Below are 3,297 nucleotides of genomic sequence, written 5' to 3'. Positions count from 1 at the left end.
CGACATCACTGAGCGCAAACGTTCGGAAGAGGCGGCAACTGAGCTGGAAGCCCAGTTCCAGACACTGGCCAATGAAATCCCCCAGATCGCATGGATGTCGCGTCCTGATGGCTGGATCTACTGGTTCAATCGCCGCTTGTTCGAGTACACAGGCCTCAGCCAGGCACAGGTGGAGGGCTGGTCTTGGGAACAGGCGATCGATCCAAAGGCATATCGCGAAGTGGAGCAGAACTGGCGCCGCTCGCTGGCCACTGGCGAGCCGTTTGAAATGGTGCTGCCGATACGTGGCGCCGATGGCGTGTATCGTCCTTTCCTGACACGCGCTGTCCCGATGAAGAATTCCGAAGGCCGTATCGTCCACTGGTTTGGGACCAATACCGACATCACGGCGCAGAGCGAAGCCGAGCAGGCACTGAAGCGGGCCGACCAGCTTAAGGACGAGTTCCTGGCCACGCTCGCACACGAGTTGCGCAATCCGCTGGCGCCAATTCGCAATGCCACCGAACTGCTGTCGCGCCTCAAGGATTTGCCGGCGAATGTGGAGCGGGTGCTGGCCATCATCGACCGGCAATCGCGTCATCTCGCTCGTCTGGTTGACGATCTGCTGGAAGTCTCGCGGATCACGCAGGGCAAGGTGGAGCTGCGCAGGAAGACGGTATCGGTGGTGGACTGCCTGTCAGATGCGCTGCACGCGGTTGACGCTGCCCTCAAGTCAGCAGGCCTGGAGGTCACCATTCACCTTCCGGAGGAACCGCTGTACGCGAACGCGGACGCTACGCGCATCGTGCAGTGCTTCGTGAACTTATTGAATAACGCGATCAAGTTTACGCCGCGTGCGGGCTTCATCACCGTGTCGGCAGAACGCACCGGCAGCCAGGCACAAATTATCATCGCCGACAGCGGCATCGGTATCGCGCCGGAAAACCTCGACAAGATCTTCGGGCTGTTCGCCCAGCTCACACCGGCGCTGGAGCGCAGCCACGGTGGCTTGGGTATCGGGCTATCGCTGGTGAAAGGCTTCGTGGAGCTGCATGGTGGCACGGTCAGCGCCAGCAGCGAAGGCTTGGGCAAAGGCAGCTCTTTCACCGTCGAGCTGCCGCTGATGGAAGCTCAAGCCGTGGCGCCCTCGGAGAGGCGTTTTGCCGGTCCGGTTCATAGCCTGGAGCCGCGCCGCGTGCTGGTCGTCGACGACAATCTGGACGCGGCGGCATGCCTGGTGCAACTGCTTGTCTCAGCGGGGCACGACGTGCGAGAAGCGCATGATGGGCCGGAAGGCTTGCGGATGGCCTTCGACTTCGAGCCTGAAGTGATCCTGCTGGACATCGGCATGCCCGGCATGTCCGGACTGGACGTGGCGCGCGAACTGCGGCGCCGCGCCGGCCACCCGCCGCCACGTATCATCGCCGTCACCGGCTGGGGTCAGGAGCGCGACCGCAAGCTTACGCGTGACGCCGGCTTCGACTTCCATCTGACGAAGCCGGTCAATCACACGGAACTCGATGTGCTGATGTCGCTGGGCGCGGAGGCGCCCGGCACAGCGCCTCCGTTACGCCACTAATTACCAGCCACCACCGAGAGCGCGGAAAGTCGCAACGGCTGCGCGGCCATTGTCCGCATGCACGCGTTCCAGCTGATCGCGCGCCGCCAGCAATTGGCGCTCCTCCTCCAGTGCTTCGAACAGACTGACAACGCCGCCTTTGTACGCTTCCTGCGCCGAATCGCGCGCCTGCACGCGGGCCGCGACTTCCTTGCTCAATTCACGGTGCTGCTGTTCGAGCTGGGTCAGATTGATGATCGCATTTTCCACGTCCTCCGTTGCACGAAGCATGGACTGGCGATAGAGCGCCAGCTGTTCCGCTTCGCCGCCTTTGGCTTGCGCGACTTCAGCGTCCACACGGCCAAAGTCGAACAAGCGCCAGCGCAGGCCAGCGCCGACTTGCGGCTGGAAGGCACTGGCGGTGAGCAGGCTGCCGCCGCCCAGGCTGGAAAGTCCAAGCAGCGCGGACAAAGTCAGGTGCGGGTAATACTCGGCGGTCGCCACGCCTATCTTCGCGTGCGATGCGGCCAGGCGGCGTTCGGCGGCAATCACGTCGGGACGGCGGCGCAGCAAGTCCGCCGGGCCGTGATCGACGGCGATGGCAGGCAGCAGTTTATCCACGCCTGGCGCGGACAGTTCCGCCGCGTAGGTCCCCGGTTGCGCGCCCATCAACACGTCCAGGCGATTCAGCTGGGTTTCGCGTTCGATTTTCAGGGGCGGCAACGTGGCATTGGTCTGGTACAGCAGTGCTTCGGCCTGCGCCGCTTCGCGCGCGGTGGCCAGGCCGTCTTTCTGGCGGATGCGCACAAGTTCCAGCAGCCTGGTATCGGTCTTGATTTCCTCTTCAGCCAGTGCGATGCGGCGCTGCGCGCCACGCACACGGAAGTAGGCGTCGGCGGCTTCGGCGGCAATCGAGATGCGCACGCCCATCTGATCCGCTTCGGCCGCTTGTGCCTCCGCGTCCGCTTGCTGCGTGCCGGCTTTCAGACCGCCCGCGAGATCCAGCTCCCAGCTTGCACCGGCGCCGGCATTGAACAAGGATTGATTGCGGTCGTAGCCGGGCAGGTTGCTGGCGATACGGCCGGCCGGGCTGGCCGTTGACTGGCGCTGGCGCGTGGCATCCGCCGTGAAGGTACCGGAAGGCAGTTCGCGCGTGGCTGTGGCGCGTGCCGCTGCACGGGCCTGGTCGACGCGCGCCATTGCCGCCGCCAGRTTCAGGTTCTGGTCCAGCGCGCGGCGCACGATGCGTTCCAAAGCGGGATCTTCAAAACCCAGCCACCACTGATCCAGCGACGGCGCCGGCAGCACATTTTGCCGGCCCGCCAGGGCAGGGGCGTTGTGGAAAGCCTCGGGCATGGTGGATGCCGGGCGCTCATAGGCTGGAGTCACCGCACATCCCGCCAGGACCAATGCGGCCAACAGACCAGAAAGGCGCAGCAGCACCGGACGTTTTGTCGAAATTGCCTGTTTCATATCGAATTCTCCTGCACTGGAAAAGTATCTTGCAAATTTGAAGTTACCAGTATATAGTCACTTCAAATTCTGAATCAACCTATTTTTGCGGAGTGATCTAATGCAAAGCAAACAAGTACCTGGAGCGAACTGTCCTATCCTGCGCAGCGTGGAACGAGTCGGCGACTGGTGGACTTTGATGGTTCTGCGCGACTCCCTGTTCTATGGACTCAGCCGTTTTGATGAGTTCCAGAAGAGCCTGAATGTGTCGTCGAACATGCTGACGACGCGCCTGAATCAGCTGGTGG

General features: G+C 62.8%; 3 protein-coding genes. 2 read left to right on the top strand and 1 reads right to left on the bottom strand.

Annotated elements, in window-relative coordinates; translation table 11 throughout:
* Positions 1-1,558 (top strand): hybrid sensor histidine kinase/response regulator (locus AB4Z11_RS27325; RefSeq protein WP_442028986.1); only part of this gene is annotated, 1,558 nt, incomplete at its 5' end.
* On the opposite strand, the gene AB4Z11_RS27320 is transcribed toward AB4Z11_RS27325, so the two are convergent.
* Positions 1,559-3,010 carry an efflux transporter outer membrane subunit gene (locus AB4Z11_RS27320; RefSeq protein ID WP_442028985.1) on the bottom strand — a complete coding sequence of 484 codons (1,452 nt, stop codon included), beginning with the start codon at positions 3,008-3,010 and terminating at the stop codon, positions 1,559-1,561.
* A 100-nt stretch (positions 3,011-3,110) separates the two neighbouring features.
* Between AB4Z11_RS27320 and AB4Z11_RS27315 the strand changes: the two genes are divergently transcribed.
* Positions 3,111-3,297: winged helix-turn-helix transcriptional regulator (locus AB4Z11_RS27315; protein ID WP_442028984.1), on the top strand; the 187-nt coding region annotated here is incomplete at its 3' end.

This window comes from Pseudoduganella sp. RAF53_2, assembly GCF_052113985.1.
Lineage (GTDB): Bacteria > Pseudomonadota > Gammaproteobacteria > Burkholderiales > Burkholderiaceae_D > Rugamonas.
Note: the sequence above shows the minus strand (reverse complement) of the source record. Positions and strands in the feature narration are given on the sequence as shown.